The 26,055-nt window shown below is 68.3% G+C and carries 23 protein-coding genes and 3 pseudogenes; 6 read left to right on the top strand and 20 right to left on the bottom strand.

The features are described from left to right. The first annotated feature begins 52 nt into the window (after positions 1-52). Positions 53-1,210, top strand: coding sequence for an HD domain-containing phosphohydrolase (locus ASF43_RS28220; RefSeq protein ID WP_056189168.1), 1,158 nt, complete (start codon positions 53-55; stop codon positions 1,208-1,210). Between the two features lie 12 nt (positions 1,211-1,222). On the opposite strand, the gene ASF43_RS28225 is transcribed toward ASF43_RS28220, so the two are convergent. Then, positions 1,223-1,444, bottom strand: coding sequence for a YdcH family protein (locus ASF43_RS28225; RefSeq protein ID WP_056189171.1), 222 nt, complete (start codon positions 1,442-1,444; stop codon positions 1,223-1,225). Between the two features lie 186 nt (positions 1,445-1,630). Here ASF43_RS28225 and otnI point away from each other — a divergent pair, with 186 nt between their 5' ends. Then, entirely contained in the window at positions 1,631-2,413 is a 783-nt protein-coding gene (gene otnI / locus ASF43_RS28230) for a 2-oxo-tetronate isomerase (RefSeq protein ID WP_056189174.1), read from the top strand. Positions 2,414-2,715: 302 nt separating this feature from the next. Further along, on the top strand, positions 2,716-3,921 hold the full coding sequence (locus ASF43_RS28235) for a glycosyltransferase (RefSeq protein ID WP_056189177.1): 1,206 nt from the start codon (positions 2,716-2,718) through the stop codon (positions 3,919-3,921). A 12-nt stretch (positions 3,922-3,933) separates the two neighbouring features. Here the strand turns inward: ASF43_RS28235 and priA are convergent, their stop codons facing one another. From priA to ASF43_RS28310, 15 genes are all read right to left on the bottom strand, one after another. Continuing rightward, positions 3,934-6,072: a primosomal protein N' gene (priA, locus tag ASF43_RS28240; protein WP_056189179.1), complete on the bottom strand. Its 2,139-nt coding sequence runs from the start codon at positions 6,070-6,072 to the stop codon at positions 3,934-3,936. A 345-nt stretch (positions 6,073-6,417) separates the two neighbouring features. Further along, complete coding sequence (gene hemE / locus ASF43_RS28245; RefSeq protein ID WP_056189182.1) at positions 6,418-7,530, bottom strand: uroporphyrinogen decarboxylase; 1,113 nt, start codon at positions 7,528-7,530, stop codon at positions 6,418-6,420. A 287-nt stretch (positions 7,531-7,817) separates the two neighbouring features. Then, a complete protein-coding gene (locus ASF43_RS28250; RefSeq protein ID WP_056189184.1) occupies positions 7,818-8,810 on the bottom strand; it encodes an IS110 family transposase in 993 nt (330 codons plus the stop codon). 297 nt (positions 8,811-9,107) lie between these two features. Continuing rightward, complete coding sequence (locus tag ASF43_RS28255; RefSeq protein ID WP_056189186.1) at positions 9,108-9,842, bottom strand: ABC transporter ATP-binding protein; 735 nt, start codon at positions 9,840-9,842, stop codon at positions 9,108-9,110. Next, positions 9,839-11,698, bottom strand: coding sequence for an ATP-binding cassette domain-containing protein (locus tag ASF43_RS28260; protein ID WP_082498221.1), 1,860 nt, complete (start codon positions 11,696-11,698; stop codon positions 9,839-9,841). The genes ASF43_RS28255 and ASF43_RS28260 overlap by 4 nt, the downstream gene beginning before the upstream one ends. After that, complete coding sequence (locus tag ASF43_RS28265; protein ID WP_056189190.1) at positions 11,695-12,723, bottom strand: branched-chain amino acid ABC transporter permease; 1,029 nt, start codon at positions 12,721-12,723, stop codon at positions 11,695-11,697. The genes ASF43_RS28260 and ASF43_RS28265 overlap by 4 nt, the downstream gene beginning before the upstream one ends. Positions 12,724-12,969: 246 nt before the next feature. Further along, positions 12,970-14,115: an ABC transporter substrate-binding protein gene (locus tag ASF43_RS28270; protein ID WP_056189193.1), complete on the bottom strand. Its 1,146-nt coding sequence runs from the start codon at positions 14,113-14,115 to the stop codon at positions 12,970-12,972. A 32-nt stretch (positions 14,116-14,147) separates the two neighbouring features. Next, positions 14,148-15,245 (bottom strand): 1,2-phenylacetyl-CoA epoxidase subunit PaaE, encoded by a 1,098-nt coding sequence (paaE, locus tag ASF43_RS28275; RefSeq protein WP_056189195.1) that lies wholly within the window; start codon positions 15,243-15,245, stop codon positions 14,148-14,150. Positions 15,246-15,256: 11 nt separating this feature from the next. Continuing rightward, complete coding sequence (gene paaD, locus ASF43_RS28280) at positions 15,257-15,766, bottom strand: 1,2-phenylacetyl-CoA epoxidase subunit PaaD (RefSeq protein ID WP_369803356.1); 510 nt, start codon at positions 15,764-15,766, stop codon at positions 15,257-15,259. Continuing rightward, a complete protein-coding gene (gene paaC / locus ASF43_RS28285; RefSeq protein WP_056189198.1) occupies positions 15,760-16,533 on the bottom strand; it encodes a 1,2-phenylacetyl-CoA epoxidase subunit PaaC in 774 nt (257 codons plus the stop codon). Before paaC ends, paaD begins: the two co-directional genes overlap by 7 nt. Before the next feature lie 3 nt (positions 16,534-16,536). Beyond that, on the bottom strand, positions 16,537-16,836 hold the full coding sequence (gene paaB / locus ASF43_RS31065; protein WP_056189201.1) for a 1,2-phenylacetyl-CoA epoxidase subunit PaaB: 300 nt from the start codon (positions 16,834-16,836) through the stop codon (positions 16,537-16,539). After that, on the bottom strand, positions 16,833-17,843 hold the full coding sequence (gene paaA / locus ASF43_RS28295; RefSeq protein WP_056189204.1) for a 1,2-phenylacetyl-CoA epoxidase subunit PaaA: 1,011 nt from the start codon (positions 17,841-17,843) through the stop codon (positions 16,833-16,835). Before paaA ends, paaB begins: the two co-directional genes overlap by 4 nt. A gap of 20 nt (positions 17,844-17,863) precedes the next feature. After that, on the bottom strand, positions 17,864-19,195 hold the full coding sequence (paaK, locus tag ASF43_RS28300; protein WP_056189207.1) for a phenylacetate--CoA ligase PaaK: 1,332 nt from the start codon (positions 19,193-19,195) through the stop codon (positions 17,864-17,866). Between the two features lie 11 nt (positions 19,196-19,206). Further along, the gene (gene paaI / locus ASF43_RS28305; RefSeq protein ID WP_056189210.1) at positions 19,207-19,635 is read right to left on the bottom strand and encodes a hydroxyphenylacetyl-CoA thioesterase PaaI; all 429 of its coding nucleotides are present in this window, start codon (positions 19,633-19,635) and stop codon (positions 19,207-19,209) included. Between the two features lies 1 nt (position 19,636). Then, on the bottom strand, positions 19,637-20,440 hold the full coding sequence (locus ASF43_RS28310; protein ID WP_056189214.1) for an enoyl-CoA hydratase-related protein: 804 nt from the start codon (positions 20,438-20,440) through the stop codon (positions 19,637-19,639). 171 nt (positions 20,441-20,611) lie between these two features. On the opposite strand from ASF43_RS28310, the gene ASF43_RS28315 reads away from it, so the two are divergent. The 3 genes and pseudogenes from ASF43_RS28315 to ASF43_RS28325 all read left to right on the top strand — a co-directional run. Continuing rightward, the gene (locus tag ASF43_RS28315; RefSeq protein WP_056189217.1) at positions 20,612-21,244 is read left to right on the top strand and encodes a TetR/AcrR family transcriptional regulator; all 633 of its coding nucleotides are present in this window, start codon (positions 20,612-20,614) and stop codon (positions 21,242-21,244) included. A 319-nt stretch (positions 21,245-21,563) separates the two neighbouring features. Then, positions 21,564-22,858: pseudogene (locus tag ASF43_RS28320) on the top strand (IS5 family transposase). A gap of 111 nt (positions 22,859-22,969) precedes the next feature. Beyond that, positions 22,970-23,833, top strand: a pseudogene (locus ASF43_RS28325) (IS481 family transposase); the annotation flags it as partial. Between the two features lie 6 nt (positions 23,834-23,839). Here the strand turns inward: ASF43_RS28325 and ASF43_RS28330 are convergent. The 4 genes and pseudogenes from ASF43_RS28330 to ASF43_RS28340 form a co-directional block, all read right to left on the bottom strand. Further along, positions 23,840-24,289: an IS30 family transposase gene (locus ASF43_RS28330; RefSeq protein ID WP_056189219.1), complete on the bottom strand. Its 450-nt coding sequence runs from the start codon at positions 24,287-24,289 to the stop codon at positions 23,840-23,842. Positions 24,290-24,476: 187 nt separating this feature from the next. Beyond that, positions 24,477-25,169: pseudogene (gene istB, locus ASF43_RS28335) on the bottom strand (IS21-like element helper ATPase IstB); the annotation flags it as partial. A 15-nt stretch (positions 25,170-25,184) separates the two neighbouring features. Continuing rightward, on the bottom strand, positions 25,185-25,334 hold the full coding sequence (locus tag ASF43_RS32375; protein ID WP_369803358.1) for a hypothetical protein: 150 nt from the start codon (positions 25,332-25,334) through the stop codon (positions 25,185-25,187). Then, positions 25,334-26,002, bottom strand: coding sequence for a DDE-type integrase/transposase/recombinase (locus tag ASF43_RS28340; RefSeq protein WP_235578399.1), 669 nt, complete (start codon positions 26,000-26,002; stop codon positions 25,334-25,336). Before ASF43_RS28340 ends, ASF43_RS32375 begins: the two co-directional genes overlap by 1 nt. Positions 26,003-26,055: the final 53 nt, after the last annotated feature.

The raw sequence follows: 26,055 nt of genomic DNA on the forward strand, positions 1-26,055 counted from the left end.
TCCTGCGCGCGCAGGGATCGCACGGGCCGGACGGGGGAACGGAGGAAGCACCATGCAAGCTGCCCGTATGCCGAGGCCCAAGTTCACCGTGCTCGTGGTCGATGACGTCCCGGAGAATCTTTCGCACATCAGCGGCCTGCTGCAGCCGCTCTACCACGTGAAGGTGGCACCCGGCGGCGCGCGTGCGCTGGAGATCGTGCGAGGGAGCGCGCCACCGGACCTGATCCTGCTCGACATCATGATGCCGGGCATGGACGGCTATGCCGTGTGCGGCAAGCTCAAGTCCGACCCGCGCACCAGCGACATCCCGGTCATCTTCCTCACGGCCATGGCCGAGGACATCGACCAGGAGATGGGCTTGGGCATGGGCGCGGCAGACTACATCTCCAAACCCGTGAACCCCGCCATCGTCATGGCCCGGGTGGCGGTGCAACTGGACTTGAAGCAGGCGCGCGACCGCCTGCATGAGCAGAACCGGTTCCTGGAGCAGGAGGTGACGCGGCGCACCGACGAGATGAATGGCGTGCATGAGGCGACGGCGCTGGTGCTCGCGGGCCTGGCGACGGCGCGCGACAACGACACGGGCCACCAGTTGGTGCGCCTGCAGCACTTCGTGCAGGCCCTGGCCCGCAGGCTGAGCCGCCAGCCGCGCCATGCGCCGGCTCTGTCCACGCCCGTGATCGACCTGCTGTTCCGCGCCGCCCCCATGCACGACATCGGCATGCTTGGCATCCCGGACCGCATCCTGGTCAAGCCCACACCGTTGACGCAGCGCGAGACCGCGCTGCTGCAGACGCACCCGGCGCGCGGCCGCGCGGCGCTGGAGCAGGTGGAGCGCCGGCTCGGCCGGACGGTGCCCTGGCTGGAGCTTGCCAAGGAGATCGCCCATGCCCATGAAGAACGCTGGGACGGCAGCGGCTTCCCGCGCGGCCTGGCTGGCGTGGCGATTCCGCTGTCGGCGCGGTTGGTGGCGGTGGCCGATGTGTACAACCAGATGACGCAGCCGCGCATCGGCCGCGTGCCCTGCGCCCATGCCGAGGCGGTCGCGCTGATCGGCGCGGCGCGTGACCGGCTGTTCGATCCGGACGTGGTCGACGCCTTCTTGGCGATCGAGGACGAATTCCAGGAGATCGCGCGGCGCTACCCGGACACCGAGGCCGACTTCCACAAGCAACTCGCGCTGCGCGATGCCGTCGGCGACACGGCCTGAGGCACAGGCGCGTCAGCCCTGCGGCCGGGCTTTTTGCAGCATGCCGTACAGCTGGTCCTTGAGCAGCAGCTTCTTCTTCTTGAGCACCTCGATCTCGTCCGGCGTGCCGGCCTCGGTGCGCGCTTCCATGTTCTTGATCCTCTGGTCCAGGGCGTTGTGTTTGTCGAACAGGTGCAGGAAATGCACATCGCTGCGCTTGAGCTCGGCGATCAGGTCGCGGTATTCAGGGAACATGGCATCTCCGGCGAATGGGCCAGGACCTTCCTGGCCCGCGCCCACTGTACGCCCCACGGTCTCAGCCGGGGCCCTTGTCGCGCCCCTCGTCTGCGGGTTGCCCTGGATGCCACGCAGGCGGCGCTGGTCACAATCGCCGGGCCGGACGCGAGTCCTTCTCTGCATGACGTCCTTCAGGAGCCCGCGATGCCACGTTTCGCCGCCAACCTCAGCATGATGTACACCGAGCACGCGTTCCTGGACCGCTTCGCGGCGGCCGCGCGCGACGGCTTCCAGGGTGTGGAGTTCCTGTTTCCTTACGCCTGGCCGGCACAGGAGCTGGCCGGGCGGCTGGCTGCCCACGGCCTGCAGCAGGTGCTGTTCAATGCGCCGCCCGGCGACTTCGACGCCGGTGAGCGCGGGCTGGCGGCGCTGCCCGGGCGCGAGGCGCAATTCCGGGCCGGGTTCGAGCAGGCGCTTGCCTATGCAGACGCGCTGCAGTGCCCGCGCCTGCACGTCATGGCCGGTCTCGTGGCCGCGGACGGGAACCGCGACCGCATGCAGGCCACCTATGTCGAGAACCTGCGCTGGGCTGCGGGCCTGGCCCGTGCGGCCGGCCGCCATGTGCTGATCGAGCCCATCAACGGGCGCGACATGCCGGGGTACTTCCTGCAGCGGCAGGACCAGGCCCATGCCGTGGTCGCCGCGGTGGCCGACGCGGGCCTGCAGGTGCAGATGGACCTGTACCACTGCCAGATCGTCGAGGGCGACCTGGAGATGAAGATGCGGCAGTACCTGCCGACCGGCCATGTCGGGCACTTCCAGATCGCCGGCGTGCCGGCCCGCCACGAGCCCGATGTCGGCGAGGTCAACTTCCCGCACTTGATGCGTGTGATGGACGCCCTGGGCTACGCGGGTTGGGTCGGCTGCGAATACCGGCCGGCCGCCGGGACCAGTGCCGGCCTGGGCTGGCTGCAGCCCCTGCGCTGAGCGCGAGCCGGCCGGCGCGCGGACTTTTGCGCGCTTGGTTCCGATAAAGCGACGGTGGCCCGTGGAGGCGGTAAAAACCGTTTGCTCCCGCCATATGTATTGCATACAGTTACAAAGTTGGAGCTTTGTAACTGATGATGAATGCAATGGGACCGCCGGGTGCGGCACTGGACTTGGGCCACACGCAGTCGGATGTCGAACCCTTACGTTTGCAGCCTGCGCCGCACGCGACGGGGGTGGAACCGGCGCAGCATGCCGCGTTGAACAGCCGCCGGTGGCCTGCTCCTGGCCGCCGTCCCCGCGTGCTGCTGGCCTGGGAGCACGGCCGCAATTTCGGGCGGCTGTCGCGGTTGCTGACGGTGGCGCGCCTGATCGAGCAGCAGGGCGGCGAGCCGGTCTGGGTGGTGCCGCGCAGCCAGCGCAATGCGCCGGCCCTCGTCAGCCTCTCGCACCGGCGCTTCGTGTCTCCGGTCATCGAACAGCAAATCTTCGCACCCGATTTCCGCGCAGACTCGTTTGCCGACTTGTTGCTGCCCGTGGGGTTCGACCGGCCCGATGCACTGCTGGAAGCGACGCAGGCCTGGGCCCGGATCATCGAGCAACAACAGCCTGAGTGCGTCCTGCTGGACTACGCGCCCGTTGCGCAGCTGGCCTGCCACGTTCTGGGGCTGCGCGCCTTCCAGCTGACCAACGGCTTCGACGCTCCGCCGCCGGACTGCCCGCCCTATGCCGGCGTGCGCGCCGATTCCGCGCTGGCGCAGCGCAATGCGGCCAGGGTGGCCCGGCTGTCGGCCCATATCGAGCAGGTGGCCGACCGGTTCGCCGGCCGGCCCCGCAGTTCGCTGGAGGCCATCCTGCGCCATCCGCGCAAGATCTTCGAGTGCATCCCTGAGCTGGACCCCTATGGCCCGCGCAGACAGGCCCTGTGGCTGGGGCCGCTGGGCGCGCCGCAGGACACGGTCGACGTGCCCTGGCCCGAGAGCCGGCTGCAGCACCGCCGCGTGTTCGCCCAGATGCGCAGCACCGCAGGCGCGACCGAGCTGCTGGATGAGCTGCGCCTGTCCGATGCCGTGACGCTGTGCGTCTGGCGCGATGCGCCCGACGAGGTGATGGCGCGCTACCGCAACACCGGCGTGCGCATCGTGCGCCAGCCGGTGCGGCTGGAGCGCGTGCTGGCCGAGGCGGACGCGGTCGTGAACCAGGGTTCCACCGCGCTGGTCTGCCAGACCCTGCTGGCCGGCAAACCCCAGCTCATCATGCCGACCGACTTCGAGAAGCTCAAGGTCGCCCAGTGCCTGGCCGCCACCGGCGCCGGCGCGGTCTGGCACCCCATCGAGTGCGGTGCGCGCGAAGCGATCGCGCGCCTGCTGCACACGCCGCAGTACGCCGAAGGCGCCCGCGCCATCGCCGCGCGGTATCCGGCCCACTGGCTGGAAGCCAACCGCAACCGCTTCGCGCGCGGCCTGATCGGGGAGGCCGAGATCGGCCCCGAGCCGATGTTCTACTGAGCTGCGCGCCGCTCAAATCGACAGCGGGTCCACGTCCACCGCCCAGCGGATCACGCCCTTGGCCTCGGGCGCCTGGCGCGTGGCGCGCAACACCTCCAGCCAGGCCGCCAGAAAGCGCTGCAGCGCGGCCCGCGACGGGCTTTCCACCAGCATCTGCGCGCGCTCCACATTCGCCACGCGCTGGATGGTCATGGGCACGGCGGCGTACAGGCTGATGTCGCCCGCGCCGGGCAGGCCGGCCGCGCCCTGGCTGGCCAGGTTCAGGAAGGCCTGCGCCGCCTCCTGTGTGCGGGCATCGGCGCGCACCAGGGCCTGGAAGCTGAACGGCGGCATGCCGGCCTGCTCACGCTCTTCCAACTGGGCCTTGGCGAACGCCGGGTAGTCGTGCCGGCGCAGCGCCGCAAACAGGGCATGCTGCGGGTGGTCGGTCTGGATCCACATCTCGCTGGCTGCGCCATGGGCGGCATCGCGGCCGGCCCGGCCTGCCGCCTGCATCAGCAGCGAGAACAGCCGCTCGGGCGCGCGGAAGTCGCTGGAGAACAGCGCGCCGTCCGGGTTCAGCGCCGCGACCAGCGTGATGCGCCGAAAGTCGTGGCCCTTGGCGATCATCTGCGTGCCGACCAGCACGTCCACGTCGCCGGCGTGCACTTGGGCCAGCTGCGTCTCCAGCGCGCCCTTGTGCCGCGTGCTGTCGGCGTCGATGCGCAACACGCGCACGCGGCGGTCTTCGCCCTCGGCGCCGGGCCGTTCCAGGCCGGCGAGCAACTCCTCCAGATGCTCCTGCAGCCGCTCGGTGCCGCGGCCGACGGGCGCCAGGTCGATGTCGCCGCAGCTGGGGCAGGCACGCGGCACGCGTTCCGTGAAGCCGCAGTGGTGGCAGCGCAGCGTGCGGTCGATCTTGTGGAACACGCGGTAGGCACTGCAGTTCGGGCATTCGCTCTTCCAGTCGCAGCTGCCGCAGGCCAGCACCGGCGCGTAGCCGCGGCGGTTCAGCAGCACCATGGCCTGCTCGCCGCGCGCGATGCGTTCGGCGATCGCGGCCAGCAGCGCGGGGGCGAACACGGTCTTGCGCGGCTGCTGGTTCATGTCGACCAGGCGCACGGCGGGCAGCCGGCCCAGGCCCACGCGGCTGGGCATGGCCAGCCGCTGGTACTTGCCCCCCTCGGCCGCCGGGCGGCTGTGATGCCAGGTCTCCAGCGAGGGCGTGGCCGAGCCCAGCAGCACGCGGCAGCGGGCCGGCCCCACTTGCGCGCCCGGGCTGGCCAGCCGGCTTTCGAGCTGGGCGCGGTAGATGGCCAGGTCGCGCGCCGAGTAGCGCGCGCCCTCTTGCTGCTTGTAGCTGGGGTCATGCTCCTCATCGACCACGATGAGCCGCAGGCCGGGCATGGACGCGAACACGGCCATGCGCGTGCCCAGCACGATGCGCGCGCCGCCCGCGCCCGGCCCGGCATGGGCAGACAGCCAGCTCGCCAGCCGCTGCGCCGGCGTCATACCGCTGTGCAGCGAGACCAGCGCCTGGCGGCCGAACAGCGGCGCGAAGCGGGCCACGAAGCGCTCTTGCAGCTGCGGCGTGAGGTTGATCTCCGGCACCATGACCAGGGCCTGGGCCTGCGGGTCGGCCAGCAACAGGTCCTGCACGGCGCGCAGGTAGACCTCGGTCTTGCCGCTGCCAGTGCTGCCGAACAGCACGAATGGCCCGGGCGCGGCCGCGATCTGCGCCAAGGCCTGGGCCTGCTCGGCGCTGGGCTCGGGCGGCAGCGCGGCCGCGGGGGCGACCGGCTCGGCCGGCTTGCGGCGCTTGAGCCGGCGCTCCCACTGGGCGGCGTCGAGCTCGCGCAACTGCGGCGGCAGGGCGGCCAGCGCCACCTCGCCCAGCGCCCGCTGGTAGTAGCCGGCGGCGAACCCCACCAGGCGGCGCCAGGCCAGGTTCAACGGCGCGATGCCATCCAGCACGGCAGTGACGGGGCGGGCCTCGCCCTCGGCCAGCCCGGGCGCTTCGCCGTCCCAGACCACGCCCAGCGTCTCGCGCGTGCCCAGGGGCACGCGCACCAAGGTGCCCGGCGCGAGTGCCAGCTCACTTCGGTAACGCAGCGGCCCGGCCAGCCCGCTGTGGGCCGGCGTCTGCACGACGACGGCGAGCGCCGAGGACATGTCAGGCCCGGCGTAGCGCAGTTTGTTGATGTGAACTCACGGAAGCGGCGTTAAGTCGTTGATTTGAAAACCGTTTGGAAGTCATCCAACATTTCTGTGGATAACTTTGTTGATAGCCTCGGCGGATCAGTTCCAAACCCTTGCAAATCAAGGGTTCCCGCTGCATTGCCCGCAAAAAAAGCAAATTGCGATGTCGTTATGAATCAACGACTTAGCTTGGCTATGGCTTTTGTAGCGAGGGTCAGGTGGGGCTTGACACCCCCGTCCAGTCCCCCTGTTCTTTTGTGCATAAGTAAGCTGCCGCGCCGAGGCGTCAGTCAGCAATCGATGTATGCAGCGTGCCGATCAACGGCGCGCGGCCCGCGATGCCGTGTGCACCGCCTCCACCAGGGCCTGCACGTGCTCGGGCGGCGTGTGCTGGCTGATGCCATGGCCCAGATTGAAGATGTGCGTGGGGCCGTAGCCGGTGCCCTGGTGTGGTCGGCCGAAGCTGTCCACCAGTCGCGTGGCCTCGGCCGCGATGTGTGCGGACGGGGCGAACAGCACATTCGGGTCCAGATTGCCTTGCAAGGCCTTGGCGCGCGCATCGGGCGCGTCGCCCACGCCACCGCCCACGCGCGCGCGGGCCTGGCCGAGGTTGACCGTCCAGTCCAGGCCCAACACTTCGCAATCCAGTTCAGCCATCTGGTCGAGCCAGATGCCGCCACCCTTGGTGAACACGATGCGCGCAATGCGCTGGCCGTCGTGCTCGGTCTTGAGCTGGCGCAGCACCTGCTGCGTGTAGGCCAGGCTGAACTGCTGGAACGCGCCATCGGCCAGCACGCCGCCCCAGCTGTCGAACACCATGACCGCCTGGGCGCCAGCCTCGATTTGTGCATTGAGGTAGGCGGCGACGGCGTCGGCGTTGACCTGCAGCATGCGGTGCATGAGGTCGGGCCGGCTGTACAGCATGCTCTTGACCAGGCGGTAGTCGTCCGAGCCCTGGCCTTCGACCATGTAACAGGCCAGCGTCCAGGGGCTGCCAGAAAAGCCGATCAGCGGCACGCGGCCGTTCAGCGCGCGGCGGATGGACGTGACCGCGTCGAACACATAGCGCAGTTTGTCCATGTCGGGCACGGCGAGCCTGGCGACGGCCGCCTCGTCGCGCACCGGCGAAGCGAAACGCGGGCCCTCGCCCAGCGCGAACGACAGGCCCAGGCCCATGGCGTCGGGCACGGTCAGGATGTCGCTGAACAGGATGGCCGCGTCCAGCGCGTAACGCTCCAATGGCTGCAGCGTGACCTCGGTCGCGTAGTCGGGGTTGGTCGCCAGCCCCATGAAGCTGCCGGCCTTGGCGCGCGACGCGCGGTATTCGGGCAGGTAGCGGCCGGCCTGGCGCATCAGCCAGATCGGCGTGTGGTCGGTGGCCTGGCGAAAACACGCCCGGAGGAAGCTGTCGTTCTGGAGGGGGGCAAACATGGGCGGGATTGTCGCCCACGCTCGCGAAGTGCATCGCCGCACCATGGCTGGCCGCGCTGCCGATGTTGCACGGCGTTTGGCCACAGATCTCGCGGCTGAAGGCCGCGGGGCAGGCCATGCCAGCAGCCGCCGCGGAACTGGCTCTGCCAGGCCGCTGGCGGCGCCCCTTGAGCAACTGTGTTGAAAGTCAAGCGTTTGCATGGGTGACCTCGTGCTTCAAAGGATCCCAGGGGGCCTGGTTCCTGAGCATGGCGTTGAGTGCGCCCCTTGAGCAACTGTGTTGAAAGTCAAGCGTTTGCATGGGTGACCTCGTGCTTCAAAGGATCCCAGGGGGCCTGGTTCCTGAGCATGGCGTTGAGGATCGTCAGTAGCTTGCGCATGCAAGCGACCAAGGCCACCTTCTTGGGCTTGCCCGCTTGCACCAGGCGCTCGTCGTAGGCCTTCAAGACGGGATTGAAGCGAACCGCCGTAAGCGTGGCCATGTAGACCACAGCGCGTACTTGCGCGCGTCCGCCCCARACTCGGCGTTTGCCACTGCGCTGACCGGAGTCGTCGGCCAGTGGTGCCACTCCAACCAGCTTTGAAATCTGTCGRCGTCCCAGTTGCCCCAGTTCAGGCAATGCAGCAGTGAGCGTCAAGATAGCCACTGGTCCCGCGCCCTTGACGCTATCGAGCAGCTCTCGCTGKCTCTTGAAGTGGCTGTCCAGGTGCGCGTCCACGTCAGCATCGATCCCAGCGATCTGCTTGTCCAGCGTCTTGATGACCGCGGCAATGCTGCGTGCCGTGCGCTTGCTTGCCATCTCCAGACGGTGGCTCTCGGCCACCCGCATTTCGATGAGCTGGCGCCGCCGCGTCATCAGTGCCGCCAACTCTGCGCGGTGCGCATCCACAGGGGCGGTGATGTAGCTTGCTCGCTCCTTGTGACGCGCAAGCACATCGGCGAAGTCACGCAGCACGCGCGCATCGACTTTGTCGGTCTTGGCCAACTGCCCCATGGACTTGGCAAAGTCACGACTCTGGCGGGGGTTGATGCGAGCAACTGCAATGCCTGCGTCCTGCAGAGCCATCACGAGGTCACGCTCGTAGCCACCCGTCGCCTCGACCACCAYCAGATCGATCTGCTCGGCCTTGAACTGCTTAACCAGTTCCTCGCACCCTGGCCCGTCATTGGGCACCCGCAGATCTTGAGTGCCCAGGCAAACATCGAGATGCTGCTTGGACACGTCAATGCCAGSGTTGGGCCGCGTCGGGTCGTTCACYACCCCACCTTGTGCATGCATGTTCATGATTGGCAACTGTTCGGGCTACATGAAAGGRTGAAAGAGGTCAGTGCGTTGACCGGATGCTCAAGGGCGAACTCAAGGCTCCAGGGGGAAACAGGTTTAGCGCACTGACGCAAACTGATGGAAAGGCTCCTTGGCGAAGATACAAGGGGGNCCGGATGCTCAAGGGCGAACTCAAGGCTCCAGGGGGAAACAGGTTTAGCGCACTGACGCAAACTGATGGAAAGGCTCCTTGGCGAAGATACAAGGGGGATGGGATGTCTACACGAAGTGAGACATCCAAACGGGGTGGCTTCATGTGCTTCGGTTGCCGATGCCGAGGTAGGTGTCGATGATTCGCTGGTCGTGCAGCAGCTCGCGAGCTGGACCTTCGAGCGCCACGGCGCCCATCTCCAGCACGTAGGCGCGGTCGGCCACCTGCAGCGCGGCGCGTGCGTTCTGCTCGACCAGCAGCACCGAGACGCCATGCGTGCGCAGCTGCGCCACCACGCGCAGCACCTCGCGCACCACGAGCGGCGCCAGGCCGAGCGAGGGCTCGTCCAGCATCAACAAACGCGGGCGCGCCATCAGCGCGCGGCCGATGGCCAGCATCTGCCGCTCGCCGCCCGACAGCGTGGACGCCATCTGCGGGCGCCGCTCGCGCAGCCGCGGGAAGATGGCGAAGATCTCGTCCATGCGCGCACGCTGGTCGCGCCGGCCCTTGCGCCAGGGGTAGAAGCCGCCCAGCAGCAGGTTGTCTTCGACCGACATCTCGCCGAACAGCTCGCGCCGCTCGGGCACCAGCGCCACGCCGCGCGCGACCATGGTCGCCACGCTCACGCGCGGGATGGGCGCACCGTCAAGCGCGAGCTTGCCGGTCGAAGGCAACAGGCCCATGGCGGCGCACAGCAGCGTGGTCTTGCCCGCGCCGTTGGGGCCGATCACGGTGACGATCTCGCCCTCGTTCACGTGCAGGCGCACGCTGTGCACGGCCTCGACGCTGCGGTAGGCGACGCTGAAGTCTTCGAGTTGGAGCAGGGGGTGGGTCATGGCGCGCCCCCCAGCAGTTCATCGTCCGCCCCACCCAGATACGCCTCCAGCACCTTCGGATTCGCCTGCACCTCGGCCGGCGTGCCCGTGGCGATCACGCGCCCGAACTCCAACACGGTGATGCGGTCGGCCAGGTTCATGACGAACTCCATGTCGTGCTCCACCACCAGGATGCCCAGGCCCTCGGCGCGCAGCTGAATGAGCAGGTCCGACAGCGCGCGCTTTTCCAGGTGGCGCAGGCCAGCGGCGGGCTCGTCCAGCAGCAGCACGGCCGGCTGGCCGGCCAGCGCACGCGCGATCTCCACCACGCGCTGCCGGCCCAGCGAGAGCGAGGCGGCGGGCGTGTCCACATGCGCACCCAGGCCGCAGCGTTCGATCTGGCGGCGTGCCTCGGCGAGCAGCGCGGCCTCCTCGGCGCGGTCCAGCCGCAGCATGGCCGCCAGCCAGCCGCGCTGGCCACGCAGGTGCGCGCCCAGCGCCACGTTCTCCAGCACGCTGCGCTGGCCCAGCAGGCGCACATGCTGGAAGGTGCGGCCCATGCCGCGCGCCGCGAACGCGCGCGAGGGCTGGCCGGCCATGGGCTGGGCCATCAGCCGCACGTCGCCCGACGTGGGGTCGTCCACGCCCGAGACCATGTTGAAGAAGGTGCTCTTGCCGGCCCCGTTCGGGCCGATCAGCGCGTGCACCTCGCCCGCGTTCAGCGTCATGGCGATCGCGTCGTTGGCCACCAGGCCGCCGAAGCGCTTGGTCACGGCGTCGGCCTGCAGCAGCACGGTGCCCTTGGCCGGCAATGCGCGCTGCTCGAGCGGCGCCGTGGCCACGGCCGCAGCGGGCACCGCCACGGGCCGCACCCAGCGCCGCGTCACGCGTGCCAGCGTGGGCCACAGCCCGTCGGCAAAGCGCTGCAGCACCACCAGCATCAACAGCCCGAACACCACGACCTCGAAGTTGCCGCTGGTGCCCAGCAGCGCGGGCAGCACGTCCTGCAGCTTCTCCTTGAGCAGCGTGATCAGCGCCGCGCCCAGCACCGCGCCCCACAGGTGGCCCGCGCCGCCGACCACGGCCATGAACAGCATCTCGATGCCGATGTTGAGGTGGAACGGCGTGGGGTTCACGAAGCGCTGCAGGTGCGCGTAGAGCCAGCCCGACACGGCCGCCAGCAGCGCGGCCAGCACGAACAGCTTGATGCGGTGGCGCGCCGTGTCCACGCCCATGGACTCGGCCATCAGCCTGCCGCCCTTGAGCGCGCGGATGGCGCGGCCCTCGCGCGAGTCCAGCAGGTTGTGCAGCGCCCACAGCGCCAGCAGCAGCACGGCCCAGATCACCACGCCCAGCGCGCGCGGCGTGGCCAGCGAGAGCCCGAACACGACCAGCGGCGGCACGCCCGTGATGCCAGTCTGCCCGCCCAGGAAGGCCATGTTGCCGAGCAGGAAGTACAGGCTCAGCCCCCAGGCGATGGTGCACAGCGGCAGGTAGTGGCCCGACAGCTTGAGCGTGACGGCGCCCAGCGCCCAGGCCAGCGCGAAGGTCAGCGCCAGCCCCAGTGCCAGGCCGATCCAGGGCGCGAGCGCCCAGCCCGCGGCCATGGGCGAGGTGCAGAGCCAGGCCGTGGCATAGGCACCCATGCCCACGAAGGCGGCCTGGCCGAAGGACGTCATGCCGCCCACGCCGGTGAGCATGACCAGGCCCACGGCCACCAATGCGTACAGGCCGATGTTGCTGAGCACGGCCACCGTGAAGTCCGGCAGCCAGCCCCAGGCCAGGGCCAGCGCGGCGATGGCGACCAGCGTGAGCGTGCGTGGCGTGACCAGCGGCCTGCCCTCGTCAGGCACTGCAGCAGAGACGGACGAGTTCATTCGTCATCCTCCACATGGTGGCTGTGCAGCGAGCGCCACCACAGCACCGGGATGATCAGCGTGAACACCAGCACCTCCTTGTAGGCACTGGCCCAGAACGAGGCGAACGCCTCGAGCTGGCCGACCAGCAGCGCGCCGGCCAGCGCCAGCGGGTAGCTGGCCAGGCCGCCGACGATGGCCGCGACGAAGCCCTTGAGGCCGATCAAAAAGCCGGTGTCGTAGTAGACGGTGGTCAGCGGCGCGATCAGCATGCCCGAGACGGCGCCGATCACGGCCGCGAGCGCGAAGCTCAGGTCGCCCGACAGCTCCGTCGGGATGCCCGACAGCCGCGCGCCCACGCGGTTGATGGCCGTGGCGCGCAGCGCCTTGCCGACCATGGAGCGGCCGAAGAACCAGAACATGGCGACCACCAGCACGAAGGTGACGCCGACCACCACCAGCGACTGGCCGCTGACGGGGATGCCGCCCAGGTCGAAGCGCGCGTCCCAGAACGGCGTGGTGCGCGAGCCCTCTGCCCCGAAGAAGTACAGCCCCAGGCCGACCAGCACGCCGTGCAGCGCGACCGAGACGATCAGCAGCATGAGCACGCTGGCGTCGGCCAGCGGGCGGTAGGCCAGGCGGTAGAGCAGTGGGCCGAGCGGGGCGATGAGCACCAGCGTGGTCAGGGCCTGCAGCGCGGGGGCGCTGGGTTTGAGTCCCAGCACGAGGGCGGCAGCCAGCGCGGGGAAGGCGGCGCACCAGGTCAGCGCCGAGCGCCATTCCACGGCCACGCCGCGCTGGTGGCGCCACAGCTCGACCACGAGCGTGGCGGCCGCCAGGCCCAGCAGCAGCCACAGCGTGGCCGGGGTGCGCTCGGTCTGCAGCATGGCCATGGACAGCGCGCCGAACGCGACGAACTCGCCCTGCGGGATGAAGATCACGCGCGTGACCGAGAACACCAGCACCAGGGCCAGCGCCATGAGTCCGTAGACGGCGCCGTTGACGATGCCGTCCTGCGCCAGGAGCAGGGCGATCTGAAGATCCATGTCAGGGGTCCGTTGATGGGCCGATAGAACGAAGTCCGCCGCGCGCAGCGTGCGGGCCATCTGGCTCCCTCGCCCCTCTGGGGAGAGGGTGGGGGTGAGGGGCTGTAGCCTGTGCAAGCGGCACACTTCCTTTACCGCCGCTGGCCCTCACCCCCGCCCTCTCCCAGAGGGAGAGGGAGTGAAGACCCCCTTGCTCCCTCTCCCGCCTGCGGGAGAGGGTCGGGGTGAGGGTCTGCGTGGCCTTCCTCAAGGCTGGTACTTCCAGCCACCGTTCTCGATCTTGACCATCACGCGCGCGCGCTGGTCCAGCCCCAGGTGGTCGTTCGGCGTCATGTTGAACACGCCATGCGCGCCCGACACTTCGGCCGTCTGCTCCAGCGCATCGCGCAGCGCGGCGCGGAACTCGGCCGTGCCGGGCTGGGCCTTCTTGAGGGCCGCCGGGATGGCCGCGCTCATGAGCAGCCCCGCGTCCCACGCATGCGCGCCGAAGGTGGACACCGAGCCCTTGCCGTGCGCGGCCTCATACGTCGCCACGTAGGCCAGCGCAGACTTCTTCACCGGGTTGCTGGCCGGCAACTGGTCCGCCACCAGCACCGGGCCGGCCGGCAGGAAGGTGCCTTCCACGTCCTTGCCGCCCACGCGCAGGAAGTCGGCGTTCGCCACGCCGTGCGTCTGGTACATCTTGCCGGTGTAGCCGCGCTCCTTGAGCGTCTTCTGCGGCAGCGCGGCCGGCGTACCGGAGCCGGCCACCAGCACCGCATCGGGCCTGGCCGCCATAAGCTTGAGCACCTGGCCGGTGACGGAGGTGTCGGTGCGCGCGTAACGCTCGTTGGCCACCACCTTGATCTTCTTGAGCTCCGCGGCCTTGGCGAATTCCTGCGACCAGCCTTCGCCGTACGCATCGGCAAAGCCGACGAAGCCCACCGTCTTCACGCCGTTGGCCGCCATATGCTCGGCAATCGCCAGCGACATCATGATGTCGTTCTGCGGCGTCTTGAACACCCACTTCTTCTTGGCGTCCATGGGCTCGACGATGCGGGCCGAGGCGGCTACCGAGATCATCGGCGTCTGCGCCTCGCTGGCCACGTCGATCATGGCCAGCGAGTTCGGCGTGGTGGTGGAGCCCAGGATCACGTCGACCTTGTTCTCGGCGATCAGCTTGCGCGTGTTGTTCACCGCGGCCGTGGTGTCCGACGCATCGTCCAGCACGATGTAGTTGATCTTCTGCCCGCCAATGGTCTTGGGCATCAGCGCGATGGTGTTCTTCTCGGGAATGCCGAGCGAGGCCGCCGGCCCGGTGGCCGAGATGGTGACGCCGACGTTGATGTCGGCCCAGGCGGCGGCCGCCGTGGCGCACAGCGCGGCGATCAGCAAGGGCTTGAGGACGTTCATGGGGTGGGTCTCCTGGGGTGGTGATCTTGAGTTCAGCGTTCGTCGAACGACAGGGTGACGCGTTCGGTGAGGGGGTGGGCCTGGCAGGTCAGCACGAAGCCGGCCGCCACTTCGTGCTTGTCGAGCGCGAAGTTGCGCTCCATGCGCACCTGGCCGTCCATGAGCCTGGCGCGGCAGGTGCCGCACACGCCCGAGGTGCAGGAGAACGGCACTTCCAGCCCTGCGGCCGAGGCGGCGTCGAGGATGCTGGGCTGGCCTTCGGTGAAGGTGATCTCGCGCTTGAGGCCGTCGCGCACGATGGTCACGCGGGCCTGCTGGGCGTCGCCGGGCCGGGCCTCGTGCAGCACCGCGCCGACCTGGCTGGCGGATGGGTTGCCGGCGGGCATGGCGACGCCGAAGCGTTCGATGTGGATGCGCTCCTCGGGCACGCCGGCCGCCTCCAGCGCGGCCTGGGCCTCGTCGTTCATCTGGAACGGACCGCACACGTAGACATGGTCGATGCCCGCGGCCGGCACCACGCTCCCGAGGAACTCGCCGATCTTGTCGCGGTTCATCACGCCCGAGCCCAGCGGTGAATCGGTGGCCTCGTCCGAGAACACATGCAGCAGCACCAGGCGCGTCATGTAACGGTTCTTCAGGTCCTCGATCTCTTCCTTGAACATCGTGGAGCGAAGCTGGCGGTTGCCGTAGATCAGCGTGAAGCGGCTGCGCGGCTCGCGTGCCAGCACGGTCTTCATGATCGAGAGGATGGGCGTGATGCCGCTGCCGCCCGCGATGCCCACGTGGTGGCGCGCCGCCTGCGGCTCGATCGGCACGAAGAAGCGGCCCTGCGGCGCCATCACCTGCAGCGTGTCGCCGGGCTGCAGGCTGGCGTTGATCCAGTTGGAGAACACGCCATCGCGCACCTTGCGCACGCCCACACGCAGCTCGCCGTCGTCGATGCCGGCGCAGATGGAGTAGGAGCGGCGCAGGTCCTGCCCATCGATGTCCTTGCGCAGCGTGAGGTACTGGCCCTGCGTGAAGCCGAAGACCTCGCGCAGGTCGGGCGGCACCTCGAACGAGACGATGACGGCCTCGTGCGTGTCGGGCTCGACGGCGCGCACGCGCAGGGGGTGGAACAGGGTGCTCATCGTGCTGGCGCCTAGATCGGCTTGAAATGTTCGAACGGCTCGCGGCAGGCCAGGCAGCGGTACAGTGCCTTGCAGGCCGTGGAGCCGAAGGCCGACAGCCGCTCGGTGCGCGGGCTGTCGCAGCGCGGGCAGGTGATGCGCTCGCCGGCGATGCGGCCGAAGAGGCGGATCGGAACGGACTCACCGAGATGCGCGGGTGGCGCAATACCGTAGCTGCGCAGCTTGGCGCGGCCTGCTTCGCTGATCCAGTCGCTGGTCCAGGCCGGCGCTCGGCGCAGTGTGACGCGGGCCGGGCCAAGGCCGGCCGCCGCGATGGCAGCCAGCACGTCCTGCGTGATGGCCTCCGTCGCGGGGCAGCCGGAATAGGTGGGCGTGAGCACGATCTCCAGCCCGTCGTCATGCTCGACCACCTCGCGCACGATGCCCAGGTCGCAGACCGAGACGGCCGGCACTTCCGGATCGGGCACGCCCTGCAGCACGGCCCAGGCTGCCTCAACGCGCGTGGTGGCGGCGATCACCACCGGCCCCCGGGAAAGCTGCGCTGCAAATGCTGCATCTCGGCCAGCATGAAACCCATGTGCTCGCTGTGCACGCCGCGCTTGCCCGTGCTGCGGAAGGCCGCCTCGGCCGGCATGGCCAGGCCGGCTGCGTCCAGCACCTGCTGCATCTCGGCCAGCCAGGGCGCGCGCAGCTCGCTCCAGGCCGGGCCCAGGCCGCTGGCGCTGGCAGCCTCATCGATGTCATCGCCCTCGAACATCTCGGGCATGTAGAGCCAGAGCTGGCGCAACGCCTTCTCGGTGCGGCGGCGCGACTCGGCCGTGCCGTCGCCCAGGCGCACGACCCAGTCGCCCGAATGCTGCTGGTGGTAGCGCGCTTCCTTGAGCGCCTTGCCCGCGATGGCGGCGACCTCGGCGTCGTTCGATGCCGCGAGCCTTTGCCACAGCAGCTTGAGCAGCGTGGCGACCATGGTGTTGCGCAGCACGGCGAACGCGAAATCGCCGCGCGGCAGCTCGGCGATGGTCAGGTTGAAGTAGTCGCGCTCGCTGCGCAGGAAGGCCAGCTGGTCTTCGTCGTGCGCGCGGCCTTCTAGCTGGCCGGCATGTGTGAGCAGCGCGCGCGCCTGGCCCACGAGGTCGAGCGCGATGTTGGCCATCGCGATGTCTTCTTCCAGCACGGGCGCGTGGCCGCACCATTCGCCCAGGCGCTGGGCCAGCACCAGGCAGGTGTCGCCGATGCGCAGCAGGTACTGCACGGCGGGCGTGCGGTTCAGTTCGATCGAGGCTTGCATGGCTTACATGTGGTCCACGGACTTGGGCAGTTGGTAGAACGTGGGATGGCGGTACACCTTGTCCTCCGCGGGGTCGAAGAACATGTCCTTGTCGCCCGGGTCGCTGGCCACGATCTGGTCGGAGCGCACGACCCAGATGCTGCTGCCCTCCTGGCGCCGCGTGTAGACGTCGCGCGCGAGCTGGATCGCCATCTTGGGGTCGGCCGCGTGCAGGCTGCCGCAGTGCTTGTGGTCCAGGCCGGCCTTGCTGCGCACGAAGACCTCCCACAGGGGCCACTCTTGTTGCGTGGTGTCGGTGCTCATGCGGCTTCCTGCATGCTGTGTCTGTGGGCGTGGGCCAGCGCGGCTTCGCGCACCCAGGCGCCTTCCTCCCAGGCGTCCACGCGGGCCTGCAGGCGCTCACGGTTGCAGGGGCCGTCGCCGGCGATCACGCGCCAGAACTCGCTCCAGTCGATGGCGCCGAAGTCATGGGCCTGGCGCTCCTCGTTCCATTTCAGGTCCGGGTCGGGCAGGGTCACGCCAAGGATGCGGGCCTGCTCCACCGTGGCGTCGATGAACTTTTGGCGCAGCTCGTCGTTGGAAAAGCGCTTGATGCCCCAACGCATGGACTGCGCGGAGTTGGGCGACTGGTCGTCCGGCGGGCCGAACATCATGATGGACGGCCACCACCAGCGGTTCACGGCGTCCTGCACCATGGCTTTCTGCGCCTCTGTGCCCTGCGTCATCATGGTCAGCAGCGATTCGTAGCCCTGGCGCTGGTGGAAGCTCTCCTCGCGGCAGATGCGGATCATGGCGCGCGCATAGGGCGCGTAGGAGCAGCGGCAGATCGGCACCTGGTTCATGATGGCCGCGCCGTCCACCAGCCAGCCGATGGTGCCCATGTCGGCCCAGCTCAAGGTGGGGTAGTTGAAGATGGAGCTGTACTTGGCGCGGCCGGTGTGCAGCGCATCCAGCATCTGGTCGCGCGAGGTGCCCAGCGTCTCGGCTGCAGCGTAGAGGTACAGGCCATGGCCGCCCTCGTCCTGCACCTTGGCCAGCAGGATGGCCTTGCGCTTGAGCGTGGGCGCGCGGCTGATCCAGTTGCCCTCGGGCAGCATGCCCACGATCTCCGAATGCGCATGCTGGCTGATCTGGCGCACCAGCGTCTTGCGGTAGTGCTCGGGCATCCAGTCCTTGGCTTCGATGAAGTCGCCCGCGTCGATGTGGGCGTCGAAGCGCGCCTGCAGCGCGAGCTCTTCGGCGCAACGCACGGCCTTGGGCTTGCTGTCTGCGCCGTCCTTGCCCAGGGTGTCCATGGCTTGGGTGTACATGTGGTGTCCTTCGCTTAAGGTCAGGTCTTGGGCCGCGTGTCGACGACGCGTCGCGCCTTGCCGGTCTGCGTGCGTTCGATCGCGTCGGGGTCGAACACGCGCACGCTGGCCGAGATGCCGATCAGCGTTTTCATGCGCTGCTGCACCCAGGTGGCAATCGCCTGGCGCTCGGCCTCGCTGGCGCTGGCGTGGGGTTGCAGTTCGCAGTGCACCTCCAGCTCGTCGAGTGGGCCTTCGCGGCGCAGGTGCAGCTGGTACAGGCCCGACAGGCGCTCGTGCGCGAGCACGATCTCCTCGACCTGTGTGGGGAACAGGTTCACACCGCGCACGATCAGCATGTCGTCGCTGCGGCCGACGATCTTGCCCATGCGGCGGAACGCGCGCGAGGTGGGCGGCAACAGCCGCGTGAGGTCGCGCGTGCGGTAGCGCACGATGGGCATGGCCTGTTTGCTGAGCGAGGTGAAGACAAGTTCGCCTTCCTCGCCGTCGGCCAACAAAGCGCCGGTGTCGGGGTCGATGATCTCGGGGTAGAAGTGGTCTTCCCAGATCACCGGGCCGTCCTTGCTCTCCACGCATTCGCTGGCCACGCCCGGACCCATGACTTCGGAGAGGCCGTAGATGTCCACCGCGTCCAGGCCGACCTTGGCCTCGATGTCGCGGCGCATGGCCTCCGTCCAGGGCTCGGCGCCGAAGATGCCGACCTTGAGCGAGCTGTCTTTGGCGCTCAGGCCCTGGCGTTCGAACTGCTCGATGATCACCTGCATGTAGCTGGGCGTGACCATGATGATGTCGGGCTTGAAGTCCACGATCAGCTGCACCTGCTTCTCGGTCTGGCCGCCCGAGACGGGGATCACCGTGCAGCCCGCGCGCTCGGCGCCGTAGTGCGCGCCCAGGCCGCCCGTGAACAGGCCGTAGCCGTAGGACACATGGACCATGTCGCCGGGCCGCCCGCCGGCCGCGCGGATGGAGCGCGCCACCAGGTCGGCCCAGGTGTCGATGTCCTGCAGCGTGTAGCCCACGACCGTGGGCTTGCCCGTGGTGCCGGAGGAGGCATGGATGCGCGCCACCTGCTCGCGCGGCACGGCGAACATGCCGAAGGGGTAGTTGTCGCGCAGGTCGCTCTTCACCGTGAACGGGAACTTCGCCAGGTCGGCCAGCGTGCGCAGGTCTTCGGGGTGCACGCCCCTGGCGTCGAAGGCGCGGCGGTAGTGCGGCACGTGCTCGTAGGCGCGCTGCAGCGTGGCGCGCTGCAGCGTGGCGCGCAGCCGCGCGATCTGCAGCGCGGTGATCTCGTCGCGGCTGGCAGTTTCGATGGGTTCCAGGTCGCCGGGGGCGGGGCGTTTCACAGGCATGGCGGGTCTCCTCAGTCCGCGACGGCGGGCCGGCCCTTGGCCGTGTACGAGCGGCCGCGGAACACCGCGATGCGCTCGCCGCGCTGGTTGGTGATGGCGGTGTCGTAGACGCCGGTGCTGCCGGTCTTCGACACCTCGTGGCAGCGCGCGGTGAGCACATCGCCTTCGCGCGCCGGTGCCACGAAGTCGATGGAGAAGCCCGAGGCCACGGTCAGTTCGTTGTACGAGTTGCAGGCGAACGCGAAGGCTGAATCGGCCAGCGTGGACAAGAAGCCGCCATGGCAGGTGGCGTGGCCGTTCAGCATGTCGGTGCGCACGCGCATTTCCAGCGTGGCGATGCCGGGGCCGACCTCGACGATGGCGATGCCCAGCGCCTTGGAGGCATGGTCGTTCGCGAACAGGCGGTCGCGCACGTATTCGGCGGTCTGCTGGGGGTTCATGTCAGCGGTCCGTGAAGACAGGCGCGCGCTTGGCGCGGAAGGCTTCCACGCCTTCGCGGTAGTCATTCGAGGCGCCCAGCTGGCCTTGCAGCTTGGCCTCTTCGGCCAGTGCGGAGGGCAGGTCCAGTTGCTGCGCGGCGTTCATGGCTTCGCGCGTGGCGACCAGGGCGCGCGTGGGCATGGCGGCCAGTCGCGTGGCGAGCGCCGCCGCCATCTCGGCCAGCGCGGCATCGTCCACGCACTGCCAGATGAGGCCGATGCGCGCGGCCTCCTCGGCCGGCAGCTTGTCGCCCAGCAGCGCGATGCCCAGCGCGCGCGCGGGGCCGACGAGGCGCGGCAGCAGCCAGGTGCCGCCGGTGTCGGGCACGAGGCCGATCTTGCTGAAGGCCTGGATGAAGCTGGCCGAATGCGCTGCGACCACCAGGTCGCAGCACAGCGCGAGGTTGGCGCCCGCGCCGGCCGCCACGCCGTTGACGGCGGCCACGACCGGCACCGGCATACTGCGCAGCCGCGCGACCAGCGGGGCGTAGTACCTGGCGATGACCTGGCTCAAGTCCTTGGGCGCGGCACCGGGCGTGGTGTCGGGCGCGACGGCCGGGTCTGCCAGGTCCTGGCCGGCGCAGAACGCGCGGCCGGCGCCCGTCAGCACCACGCAGCGCACGGCCGGGTCGGCGGCTGCGGCTTCGAGCGCGGCCAGCAGTTCGCCATGCAGTTCGGTCGTGAAGCTGTTCAGCGCGGCTGGCCGGTTCAGGCGCAGCGTGCGCACGGCGCCGGCATTGCTGACGAGAACCAGGGGCTCGGCCATCGTGTCTCTTTCGTCTGTAGGGCGATTCGGCGTGAAACAGTTTCAACCGACCGGTCGGTAGAGTTTATGATCAAAGCTTGACTTGCCGCAAGACACGCCGCCTAGGGCTAACCCTGGCGCTTTGGGGCAACATGGCCGGCTTTTCAAATCTCAACTCAGGAATGTCATCCGATGCCGCGCGGTAAAGCAGCCAGCTACGACGACCAAAGCGAATTCATCCTGGCGCAAGCGGCGCAGTTGTTCGCGCGGCGCGGCTATCCCGCGACTTCGATGAACCAGGTGGCCGCGGCCTGCGGCTTGTCCAAGGCCACGCTCTACCACTACCACAAGGACAAGAGCAGCCTGCTCATCAGCATCGCCGAGACGCACGTGGCCCAGCTGGCGGCGCTGGTGGCCGAGGTGGAGGCCTCGACCGAGGCGGGCGAAGAGCAACTGCGCCAGCTGATCTACCGCATCGTGGCGCAGTACGCTGGCGCGCAGGACGCGCACCGCGTGCTGACCGACGACGTGCGCTTCCTGGACGAAGCCGACCGAGAGCGCGTGCTGGACCAGGAGCGCCAGGTGGTGGCCGGCTTCGCCCGCGCCGTGGCCGCCCTGCGGCCGGGCACGGCCAGCGACGCCTTGGCCAAGCCGCTGACCATGCTGCTGTTCGGCATGGTGAATTGGATGTTCACGTGGATGAAGCCGGGCGGCCGGCTCGACCATGCGTCGATCGCGCCCATCGTGGCGGATCTGTTTTTGGGCGGGATCGGTGCGGTAAAGCTGCCGGAGGGCAGCGCCCAGACGCGGGCTCGAATGCGTTGAGATCTGCTGCTGTCTGCAGGGCTGTTTTCCGATGCGGTCGCAGCGGTCAAGACCAGTACGGCTGGAGCATCGCCGCCCAGTGTGCGCGCGTCGGGTGCAGTGCGACGGTAGATGGGTTCAGGCCGCGCTTGTAGCGGAGCTGCTGAAGACCGCGAACGGCCCGTGTTCGGTCCCCCCGAGTTTGACACCGACCCCGCTAAGTCGTCGGCCCTGCAAAACCTGCGCAAGCCGCGTGAACGCTGGGTTTGCGCCAGTTCCGCTGGGTGTTCGATCCCCCGAGAATCTTCACAGCCGATTCTGATTTCTGGGAGTTTTTCTGATGTCCGAGGCCGACTTCTTTCGCCAGCCGCTGGCCGAGATGATCGGATCCGCGCCGCCCGCTGGCGGTGCTGGCCGCTCGGCTTCCGTGAATGCGGATCGAGGCGGCACTGGCACCGCCCTTTGCCCGCCCGGGGCGCGAAGGGCGTGCCGTGGCGCAGAACGATTTGTTCGGACCCTCGCTGCAGGTCGCAGGCGTTGGTGTGGCGGCTGCCGGCCGGCGGCGATTGCCCATCCGCCTGATGGCCAGCCTGCTGTACCTGAAGCACGCCTATAGGCTCAGCGATGAGGAACTGGTGGAGCGCTGGGCCGAGAACGTCGTCTGGCAGCACTTCAGCGGCATGCGGTTCTATGAGCCGCGCCTGCCCTGCATCGACACGGCGGTGACCTCCCATGCCATCAAGCCAGCGGAGTTCGAGCGGCTGATCGTGGACACCACGGTGCAAGAGAAAGCGATTGCCCATCCGGTGGACTCGCGGCTGCTGGAGATCGCACGCCACAAGGTGGTGGCTGCCGCCAAGCGCGCGGGCATTGCGCTGAAGCAGACCTTCGTCAAAGAGGGCAAGACACTGCGGCGCAAAGCCGGCGGCTACGCCCACGCCAAGCAGTTCAAGCGCCTGCGCAAAGTGGTCAAACGCCAGCGCACGATCCTGGGCATCGTGCTGCGCGAGGTGCAGCGCATGATCGCGCAGGCCAGCGAGGCCACGGCGCTGACATCGACGAATCTGCAAACGCTGATGCAACGCGCCGAGCGCATCCGCAGCCAGCGCCCGAAGGACAAGAACAAGCTGTACGCCCTGCACGCGCCCGAAGTGGAGTGCATCGGCAAAGGCAAGGCCCGCAAGCACTAAGAGTTCGGCGTGAAGGTCAGCGTGGCGGTCACGCACAAGCAGGCTTTGATGGTGGGTGCGCGCAGCTTCACTGGCAACCCGTATGGCGGCCACACGTTGAACGAGCAACTGTTTTCGAGGCGTGGACGCCGCCAACCCAGGCGTTCAGATCATCCACCGGGGCAGGTTCTTGAGCCAGACGGATCAGCAGCGGCGCTGGCTCAAGCGGCGCCAGGCGGTGGAGCCGGCCATCGGGCACATGAAGATGGACGGGCGGCTGGGCCGCAATCCGCTCAAAGGCGCGCTGGGCGATGCGCTTCACGCGGTGATGTGCGGTGCTGGGCACAACCTGCGAATGATCCCGGCCGCGCTGCGGCTTTGTTGCGCTCGCATCCGGCTGTCCATGCAGGCGGTCATCGCTGCACTGCTGGCCGCGCCTGGTGACGGCCAACCCGCTTGCCGCTGAGAACGGAATTGTTCAGGGCGGACTCAATAGGTTGCATCCGGTGTTCATCCGGATTGGGTCTGAGAGACTGGAATTCGCCAAACACCCATTCCTCAAGAACCCGGAGCCCGGATGAACATCCACAAGCATGCCCGATTGACGTACGCCCGTCGCCTGGAGATGGTCAGACAGATGACTGAATGTGGGCTTAGCGCCACCGATGCCGCCGAACATCACGGCGTGACGCCGCTGACGGCAAGGAAGTGGTTGGGGCGCTATCTGGTTGGGGGCGAGGCGGCGATGGCTGATGCCTCTTCGCGCCCGGCGCACTCGCCGCGAGCCATTGAGCCGGCCAAGGCACTGCTCATCGTCGAGCTGCGACGCCGGCGCATGCTGCACTCCAGCCTTGCCCGCAGTGTCGGCGTGTCGCCCTCCACGGTCAGTCGGGTGCTGGCCCGAGCGGGGTTGTCCAAGCTCATCGACTTGGCACCGGCCGAACCTGTGGTGCGCTACGAGCGCGAGGCACCAGGCGAGCTGCTGCACATCGACACCTAGAAGCTGGGCCGTATCGTGCGTCCGAGCCATCGCGTGACAGGCAATCGGCGCGACTCGGTCGATGGCGCAGGCTGGGAGACGCTGTTCGTGGCCGTCGATGATCACGCTCGGCTGGCCTTCACGGCCATGCACCCTGACGAGAAGCAGGCGCAGGCGGTCCTGTTCCTGAGAAGCGCTGTGGCGTACTACGCCGCGATGGGCGTGACCGTGCAGCGCCTTCTCACGGACAACGGCTCAGCGTTGCGTTCACGCGAGTTCCGCCAAGCCTGCGAGGAGTTGGGCATCAAGCACAGTTTCACCAAGCCTTACATGCCGCAGACCAACGGCAAGGCCGAGCGCTTCATCCAGTCGGCACTGCGAGAGTGGGCCTATGGATGGACTTACCAGAACTCGGCCCAGCGCACTGCTGCGTTGGCGCAATGGCAACATCACTACAACTGGGCGGTTTCAAACTTGAAGTGCAACGCCGGCAATGAGATCCGCAGTGAGTTGCGAGGACACTTCATGCGGGGAGTGGAAGTTGAGGATTTTGCGCGGACGGTGGTTGAGCATGTGCTCGATGGCGGTGAGCTGCTGATGGCTCACCTGACTGAGGTCCATGCCCTTGGGCAGGAACTCGCGCACCAGGCCGTTGGCGTTCTCGTTGGAGCCGCGCTGCCAGGGGCTGTGCGGGTCGCAGAAGTAGATGTCCATGTTCAACTGAGCACTGAGCGTTTCGTGCAGCGCCATCTCCGAGCCCTGGTCGTACGTCATGGTCTTGCGCAGGCTCTCAGGGATGCTCTTGAGGCGGCGCTTGAAGCCCTCCAGCACGTCCTGCGCGGTGTTGCCATCGAGCTTGACCAGCATGGTGTAGCGGCTCAGGCGTTCGACCAGCGTGCCCACYGAGGAGCGGTTCATGGCSCCCTTGATCAGTCCCAGTGCCCGGGCACGATGCGCGCGGCCACCTCKGGCGGTCGCAGGCTGATGTTGGTCATGTTGGGCAGGCCCCCCTTGCGGGCAGTGCCGCGGGCGCGTGGCAGGCGGGCCTTGTGGCTCTTGCGCAGCAGGTGTCAAGGGCATTTCAATTTTCCCCACTCGCGGCAATCTAAATTTCCCCACCCGGTTGTGGACCCTCGTTGTCGTGGGTCCGAATGAGGCCGGCTTTCAGCTTGTCCTTCAGCCGGTACGAGTTGCCCCGGATGTTCAGCGTCACGGCGTGGTGCAGCAGCCGGTCCAGGATGGCCGTGGCGATGACCCGATCGCCAAAGACGTCACCCCACGCGCAGAAGCTCTGGTTGCTCGTCAGGATCATGGGACCGCGCTCATAGCGCCGGCTGATCAGTTGGAAGAACAGGTTGGCCCCCAGTCGATCGATGGGCAGGTAGCCGATCTCGTCGATGATCAAGAGCCTGGGTGTGGCGTAGACCTTCAGCTTCTCGTCCAGCCGTCCCTCTGCGTGCGCCCGCGTCAGCACGGCGATCAGGTTGGCTGCGGTTGTGAACAGCACTCGGTAGCCGTTGCCGATGGCTTTTAGACCCAGTGAGACCGCCAGGTGCGTCTTGCCCACGCCCGGCGGCCCGAGCACGATCACGTTGTCGCCGTGCTCGATGAAGTGGCAGCTGGCCAGCGCCTGCACCTGCTTGCGGTCAATGGAGGGCTGGTAGTCGAACTCGAAGGTCTCCAGCGGCTTGACGAACGGCAAGCGGGCCATGGCCGTGCGCATGGCGATGTTCTTGCTGGTCTTGGCCGCCACCTCCTCGCCCAGCACCTGCTCCAGGAACTCGGCGTAGGGCTGCTCCTGGGCGGCAGCGTGCTACAGCAGCGCTTCGAGCCTCTCGCCGCTTTTGAGCAGGCGCAGCTTGCGCAGGTGCTCGCCCAGCCGTTCGAGCTGCGCCGGGGTCGTCATGGCCGAGGGCGGCATGACCGCCTGGGCGATCTTCGGGGTGCGGGTGGTGCTGGTCATCATGCGGCCTCCCGCACGGCGTCGAGCAACTGGTCGTAGACACCGAGATCGCGGACCTCGACGTCGCGATCAGACTGCGCTGGGGCCGGCCGATCGGCGACCACCGCAAAGCGCTGGCGCTGGTTGCGCGGGATGGCTCCAGGGCCGTGCTCGGGCAGCACGCTGAGCTGCGCGCGGCCGCTGAGCACCGTGTGCTCGGCCACGACCTTGCCCTTGTGGCGGATGACCCATTGGCCATCGTCCTCGCTCGTGCCGATGGTCACCGTGCGCATGCGGTCGTACAGCAGCGTCTGGCAGACCCCGCCGAAGTGCGCGAAGGCCCGCTCGTGCGCCGACAGCAGGCTGTCCATGCGCTCGTTCAGGTAGCCCTCGGCATAGCCTCTGCGGCTGTACCCCAGCGTCATCACGAACACGTGCACCCGGCTGGGCTGCTCGCCAAGTCGCACCTTGACCTGGCCCCAGTCGACCTGCGCCTGCTCGCCCGGCGCGCTGCTTTTCCTTTTCCATCTCTCGCTCCTTTGCGTTGTCGATGGGTGGGGAAATTTCAGATGCCACAACTGGGGATTATTGGAGTGCCACTGACACAGCAGGCCGACCAGCTCAGTGCGCAGGGTATTGCGCGGCATCGCATAGATGGCGCAGTAGATCGTCTCGTGCGAGATCGACATGAGGGGCTCGGGCAGCGCAAGCCCGGCCTGGATCGCTGCCTTGTTCATGCGCG

The sequence above is a fragment of the Pseudorhodoferax sp. Leaf267 genome (genome assembly GCF_001422405.1).
Classification (GTDB): Bacteria; Pseudomonadota; Gammaproteobacteria; order Burkholderiales; family Burkholderiaceae_C; genus Pseudorhodoferax.

Excerpts from the sequence above, each read along its gene's own strand:
- ASF43_RS28220 (WP_056189168.1), top strand. The coding sequence starts at position 53 with ATGCAAGCTGCCCGTATGCCGAGGCCCAAGTTCACCGTGCTCGTGGTC.
- ASF43_RS28225 (WP_056189171.1), bottom strand. The coding sequence starts at position 1,444 with ATGTTCCCTGAATACCGCGACCTGATCGCCGAGCTCAAGCGCAGCGAT.
- otnI (WP_056189174.1), top strand. The coding sequence starts at position 1,631 with ATGCCACGTTTCGCCGCCAACCTCAGCATGATGTACACCGAGCACGCG.
- priA (WP_056189179.1), bottom strand. The coding sequence starts at position 6,072 with ATGTCCTCGGCGCTCGCCGTCGTCGTGCAGACGCCGGCCCACAGCGGG.
- hemE (WP_056189182.1), bottom strand. The coding sequence starts at position 7,530 with ATGTTTGCCCCCCTCCAGAACGACAGCTTCCTCCGGGCGTGTTTTCGC.
- ASF43_RS28255 (WP_056189186.1), bottom strand. The coding sequence starts at position 9,842 with ATGACCCACCCCCTGCTCCAACTCGAAGACTTCAGCGTCGCCTACCGC.
- ASF43_RS28260 (WP_082498221.1), bottom strand. The coding sequence starts at position 11,698 with ATGAACTCGTCCGTCTCTGCTGCAGTGCCTGACGAGGGCAGGCCGCTG.
- ASF43_RS28265 (WP_056189190.1), bottom strand. The coding sequence starts at position 12,723 with ATGGATCTTCAGATCGCCCTGCTCCTGGCGCAGGACGGCATCGTCAAC.
- ASF43_RS28270 (WP_056189193.1), bottom strand. The coding sequence starts at position 14,115 with ATGAACGTCCTCAAGCCCTTGCTGATCGCCGCGCTGTGCGCCACGGCG.
- paaE (WP_056189195.1), bottom strand. The coding sequence starts at position 15,245 with ATGAGCACCCTGTTCCACCCCCTGCGCGTGCGCGCCGTCGAGCCCGAC.
- paaC (WP_056189198.1), bottom strand. The coding sequence starts at position 16,533 with ATGCAAGCCTCGATCGAACTGAACCGCACGCCCGCCGTGCAGTACCTG.
- paaB (WP_056189201.1), bottom strand. The coding sequence starts at position 16,836 with ATGAGCACCGACACCACGCAACAAGAGTGGCCCCTGTGGGAGGTCTTC.
- paaA (WP_056189204.1), bottom strand. The coding sequence starts at position 17,843 with ATGTACACCCAAGCCATGGACACCCTGGGCAAGGACGGCGCAGACAGC.
- paaK (WP_056189207.1), bottom strand. The coding sequence starts at position 19,195 with ATGCCTGTGAAACGCCCCGCCCCCGGCGACCTGGAACCCATCGAAACT.
- paaI (WP_056189210.1), bottom strand. The coding sequence starts at position 19,635 with ATGAACCCCCAGCAGACCGCCGAATACGTGCGCGACCGCCTGTTCGCG.
- ASF43_RS28310 (WP_056189214.1), bottom strand. The coding sequence starts at position 20,440 with ATGGCCGAGCCCCTGGTTCTCGTCAGCAATGCCGGCGCCGTGCGCACG.
- ASF43_RS28315 (WP_056189217.1), top strand. The coding sequence starts at position 20,612 with ATGCCGCGCGGTAAAGCAGCCAGCTACGACGACCAAAGCGAATTCATC.
- ASF43_RS32375 (WP_369803358.1), bottom strand. The coding sequence starts at position 25,334 with ATGACCAGCACCACCCGCACCCCGAAGATCGCCCAGGCGGTCATGCCG.
- ASF43_RS28340 (WP_235578399.1), bottom strand. The coding sequence starts at position 26,002 with ATGTCGATCTCGCACGAGACGATCTACTGCGCCATCTATGCGATGCCG.